Here is a 4,690-nt window from a genome sequence, read left to right as displayed (position 1 = left end):
TTCCGGGGTCCTTATCATAGCACTCCACAAACGATCAGCATTTGTGATTCGTAGGTTTTTACCTCTTTCTTTTTTAAGGTCTTCCCCATCCCTACCAAGCAACGCAGCCAATTCTACCCTTTCATAAATTGCCATTAATTTACCATAATTAAAATCTCTACTGCTTTTCACTTTTTTCACCTCACTTATTTTATCAGGATTTAAATTATAACCCTCATAATCATATTTGTGTTTTTTTATCAAAGCACAACCAATACTTAAAGCCTTTTGCCAAGCCTTCTTATAGGAATGTTTATTGGAAAGCTTATTAAAAGCCAGACGGGCTATATCTCCAGGTAATTTTTTTGAATCAATAACACAAGGTAATAAACGCTCAATTGTACTCCTTACTAACTTTTTATTTTCACAAGTCAAATAGCCTTTACTATTTTCCTCACCATATAAAAAATTAACTATTTCATAAAGCGAAGGCACCCAGTGCTTATTATAGAGCTTCCAGCTAACACTTTCATACCAGTTCTTAACCCTTTCATATGCTTCCGACCTAGTAAGCCGTCTAAAATATTTAATTGAAACCCTACCATTACTAATTTTTTCAACTATCAAAACATAAAAATCATTTTTAGCAGCGAACTGCCTGTTTTTTCCCAAAAAATAATCTCCCAGTAAATTAGATACTTCACCTCCCAATTCAGACATAGTTAATTCTTCAATTTCATCATCTGCGAAATTCCATTTAGAAATAAGCTCAAATCCGCCTTTTTCCAAATCATGAGCAAGCCAATTTACAACATAGGCATCCCCGCCAATAAATCGCCGATAAGTCTCATTATCCAGCAAATATTTAAGCATATTATGGATCTTTTGCGAAGCACTATAACTTAAAGAGAAAATATCCTTCCCCTTTTTTATCCTCCCATAATAGGTTTCATTATTATTGCTAATGCTTATTAACTTTGCATTGCCAATAACACCCCGATGACGCTCTATACAATAATCTTTTTGACCAGTAGCACTACATTGGCGTAAATTTCTTTCACTTTGATTCATTTCCTTTACATAATCAATATAAAAGTTGTGAAGCCCTACATCCCTAGTCACACTTATATCAGCAGAGTACAATTTTTCTATTTTAAAAGTTATAAATATCTTACTTAAATTAATGGATTTTTCTTTGACTTTATCGGCAGCCTCTTCAATCTTATATTTCAAAACATATTTATCATCTATGCTATATTCACAATCCTTTACGAAAAACCTTAAAAAATCATCTAATATTTCATTCCTGCAAATATACTTTCCAATTATTTCGAAATTCTTACATAAACCCTTCTCTTTTTCATATTCCAATAACTCTTTAATACCTTTGTGATATTCCTCATTTTTCTTTACATCAATTTCCTCAGCTAAATAAGATAATTCGTCACAGATGGCATGTGGTGCAATTTTTGCCCCCGAACGAGTAATAGAATCTTCAGTTACTGGAAAAATCACAATTTCGTCCTTTTCCAAAAAACACCCCCCAATGGCATTACCTTTTTCATCAATTGTTATTTCAAAAACATCATTACCATTACTTTTTCTAGAGGAATGAAATATTGGTACTAATACTTGTCCTTTCTCCGCCAAGCTATGATTATCTACTAAATCATTGGTCTGTGCAAATTCATATGTATCAAAAAGAGCACTCATTAAATTCATCAACATTCACCCCCTTTTTTTCATATTCAGAAAATGTTTGCTCTGCACTTAAAAAATCTTCTTTACCGAATTTTTTAATTGCATACTCCCCTAAGGTATGTTTAATAGAACAATCCTTTGGTTCAATAAAATTAATGACACCATCATGCATTGTTATTGGGGCAAAATTAGAAGTTAATACCTTTTTTGTCTTCTCATCATATGCTTCGCTGGGATAGGTAAAAGAATGAAACATGATTCCCAAAGAAACATTTTCACCTTCATAATAACTTTTGGCCTGATTAAAATAATTTTTATGTATTCTTTCAATATATCCTACACATTCTCTAGTTCCCAAGAAAATATCCCGCCGACCACCTTTATTCATTGAACGCAACAATATTTGTTCATGTTTTTTTTCATTCCAATCATAAGCTAGATCCAAACGATTAACATTCCATCTAAAATGATATTTAATTAAATACTCAACATCTCTTAAATATGTATAATAGTTCCGATCCTTTCCACCATCTTTCATTGGTGAGAGAATCCCCTTAGCCTCAGTTTTAATTTGCTTGATAACCTTCACGGAATCAATAACATAATAGAGACTGGGCTTCCAATAACAGGCTTCTACAATCCCCTTAAGTGCTTGATAAGTAGGCACCTGATAAGTAAACTTCTCACCCCCTCCTTTAGTCATCGGATCCGTAAATAATGCATAATCACCAAACACTTTCATATAAAACGGGTTAGATTTAAATACTTCCATAGCCTTTCCCTCCCCTTTAAAAAATCAATGTTTGTAGTTCAGCTTTAGTGAGACCAACCCTTTCGTCATAAGCCTCTCGATCCAAAATAAATAGTTCCCCATTTAATTCTTTGCTGATATAATTTTCATCTACTGCGGTTCTTCTAATATTAAGCGTATAAGATTGCAAGCTGTTTAAAATTTTTTTAATCCCATAATAATTACCGGATTCTATAAATTGATATAATTTCTCCAATAAATGTTCATTTTTATATTGAACAATAACGCTTATCGTATTTTCCTTTATAAGATCAAATTCCAATGCAGCGGTTTTAAAACTTTGTCTTAATTTAAAATTAACCTTGACACCATGTTTATTTTTGTATTCCTTGCACATTTGAGGATTATTAGTTAATAAATTAAAGATAGTTTCATCTGTCCCGAAAGGATATTCCAAACACCTACTTTGAGCGGTAATATTTAAATACAGTTTCTGAAAATAATAATCAGCGGCTTTTTCAATATTTATTTTATTATCACCGACATCCTTAATAGGCAATAATGTCAGGGCAGTTTTAGCTGCCTCTTTTTGTCTTCTAATTTCCGGCAAATACTTTAAATTTTCTTCAATTAATTGTAAAACAAACAAACTTCCCGGGGTTTCCTTTTTTCCCTCCCGATTACAACGCCCCCCGCATTGAATAACACTATCAATCCCGGCCAGTGCCCTATATACAACATCAAAATCAAAATCCACCCCGGCTTCAACAAGTTTTGTACTTACACAAATTAACTTTGTACCACCTTTTCCCTTTCTCAATTTTACTAATCTTTCCTTGAGCCTATTAATTAATTCCAACCTGTGGAAAGGACATTGATTAGTAGTCAAATATATAATTTCTACTCCTTCCTCAATTAATTCAGAATCAGTATTTAAAGCCCGATATAAATTAGCTACCGTCGCTTTCGTATTTAAAACAATTAATACACTCATTTCTTTTTTTAACTGTTTTTTAACATGCTCCACAATTTCTAGATTACTTAGATAATTATCTAAATTTTTTCCCATTAAACTATAGTAATTAACCCTAGAAAAAACTTTCGCTTTACTTAAAGCCTTCATTGTTTGCGGGCGACAGAGACTGCCTTCATAAAAACAAGGATATTTTAAAACATCGGTATTGTCTAAATGAGGTGAAGTAGCTGTACAATGAACTATTGTACACTTCATGATTTGTGCCAAAAAATTCGTCATTAGATTAAAATTAAACATGGCCTTAATAGGCAAACTTTGTATCTCATCAATTAACACAACAGAATTTATTAATTTAGAAAATCTTCTAATATTAGTAGCTCTATGTTTAAATAAAGTATCAGAAAATTGCACTAATGTAGTTAAGATGACTGGCATTTCCCAACTTTCCTTTATATATTCTTGTGGTCTATAATTTCTTTCATTTTCTGCTACTTGGTCTATTTCATAATCCTCTATTAAATTACTATGATGTTCTAAAACATGATCATCACCCAATACCTTCCTAATCTCAGCCGCATTTTGCTCAAGAACAGATAAAAAAGCAGTACAATAAAAAATTCGATTTTTTTGAAATTGCCTTGCATTACCGATTAAATACCTTAATCCAGCAAAAGTTTTACCAGCCCCCACTGGTAAATTCAATTTAAAAACACCCTGTACCTTTGTTTTCGAAAAATCATAAATTTCGTTAGCTAACTTTGTTCGCATTACATCAAGACTCGATTTATCCACCTTCTGTTCAAATTTCCTGTAAAGACTTTTTACAGACTCTCCCATGGTAAACCAAAGATCATTAAGTTCCTCACGAGAATATATTTTATTCTTATGTTCCAAATAATAATTAGCGGAATCGTAAATATCGGCTTCTTTTAAAATTGATAGTAACAGCCTCACCAAGGCACCATAATAAAAATGTAGAGCCTTCATTCTACAAATCCTTTTTTCTTTAGTGGAAGAATAATTAACTTGAGGGGCTAAATCAGAAATTTCCTTATATATTTTAATAAATTCAAGAAAACCTTCATAATAAAGGGCAACAAAGGATTTTTCCTCTTTTTGCTTTAACACTCTATTTAACACATCTAAAAATTCCAAATCCTCCGATGTTATTTTTTCCGATTTTAATCTTAAACCAGTTCTGTATTCAAAATCCTGATCTATTATGTCATATAAACCATGATGGGCTAAAATAGGATACATTAGAACCTCATTATATAATTGCC

The 4,690-nt window shown here is 31.9% G+C and carries 3 protein-coding genes; all 3 read right to left on the bottom strand.

Annotation, left to right across the window (positions count from 1 at the left end):
• The coding region (locus tag GX687_03540) for a hypothetical protein (GenBank protein HHX96518.1) at positions 1 to 1,701 on the bottom strand (1,701 nt) is incomplete at its 3' end.
• Positions 1,676 to 2,452 (bottom strand): type I-C CRISPR-associated protein Cas5, encoded by a 777-nt coding sequence (cas5c, locus tag GX687_03535; protein ID HHX96517.1) that lies wholly within the window; start codon positions 2,450 to 2,452, stop codon positions 1,676 to 1,678. The genes cas5c and GX687_03540, both read right to left, overlap by 26 nt.
• Before the next feature lie 16 nt (positions 2,453 to 2,468).
• Positions 2,469 to 4,667 carry a CRISPR-associated helicase Cas3' gene (gene cas3, locus GX687_03530; GenBank protein ID HHX96516.1) on the bottom strand — a complete coding sequence of 733 codons (2,199 nt, stop codon included), beginning with the start codon at positions 4,665 to 4,667 and terminating at the stop codon, positions 2,469 to 2,471.
• Between the last annotated feature and the right edge of the window lie 23 nt (positions 4,668 to 4,690).

This window comes from Clostridia bacterium (assembly GCA_012841935.1).
In the GTDB taxonomy this organism is placed as follows: Bacteria; Bacillota; Peptococcia; order DRI-13; family DTU073; genus DUTS01.
This window is presented reverse-complemented; position numbering and strand designations above follow the sequence as displayed.

Coding starts and splice junctions, on each gene's coding strand:
- cas5c (HHX96517.1), bottom strand. CDS start 2,452: ATGGAAGTATTTAAATCTAACCCGTTTTATATGAAAGTGTTTGGTGAT.
- cas3 (HHX96516.1), bottom strand. CDS start 4,667: ATGTATCCTATTTTAGCCCATCATGGTTTATATGACATAATAGATCAG.